Origin of the sequence: Collinsella sp. HCP28S3_E12, assembly GCF_052065595.1 — a bacterium.
In the GTDB taxonomy this organism is placed as follows: domain Bacteria; phylum Actinomycetota; class Coriobacteriia; order Coriobacteriales; family Coriobacteriaceae; genus Collinsella.
The window spans coordinates 1-785 of sequence record NZ_JBQHTS010000043.1 but is presented as its reverse complement, the minus strand read 5'-3'; the positions used below and the strand labels follow the sequence as shown (position 1 = coordinate 785).

General features: G+C 65.7%; 1 rRNA gene. It reads left to right on the top strand.

The window, feature by feature from the left end:
• Nucleotides 1–42 precede the first annotated feature (42 nt).
• A 23S ribosomal RNA gene (locus tag ACTNBY_RS09305) occupies nucleotides 43–785 on the top strand; the annotation flags it as partial.

Genomic DNA, 785 nt, shown 5'->3' with positions numbered 1-785 from the left:
TATATTAGCGACACGTGGATATCCCGCGGGCCCGGAGCGGTCCCGCAAGATACCACGGGCGCACGGCGGATGCCTTGGCACAGGGAGCCGATGAAGGACGCGGCAAGCTGCGATAATCCCCGGCGAGGAGCACACATCCTTCGACCCGGGGGTCTCCGAATGGGCGAACCCATCCGTAGAGGTACGGATATCCCCCCGCTGAACACATAGGCGGGGGGAGGACAACCCGGGGAACTGAAACATCTAAGTACCCGGAGGAGAGGAAATCAATCTCGAGACTCCCCGAGTAGCGGCGAGCGAAAGGGGACCGATGGCCAAACCGTCGAGCGGGCGTACCCGGCAGGGGTTCCGCCGGCGGGGTTGCAGGGCCGCGCATCCGGGGGCTGCCGCCCCCGGGCGCAGGTCCGGCTGGGGAGCGGAACGGCATGGGAGGGCCGGCCGCAGCGGGTGACAGCCCCGTACGCGAACCCAGACCGGACGGCGCGACGCGGTCCCTGAGTAGGGCCGGGCACGTGAAACCCGGTCCGAACCTGGGTGGACCACCATCCAAGCCTGAGTACTACCCTGTGACCGATAGCGCACCAGTACCGTGAGGGAAAGGTGAAAAGCACCCCGGGAGGGGAGTGAAACAGTACCTGAAACCGTGCGCCCACGAGCAGTCGGAGCACCTTTACGGTGTGACGGCGTGCCTTTTGTAGAATGAGCCAGCGAGTCGCTGGCGCGGGGCGAGGTTAACCGAAAGGGAGCCGGAGCGAAAGCGAGCCTTAACAGGGCGACTTGAGTCC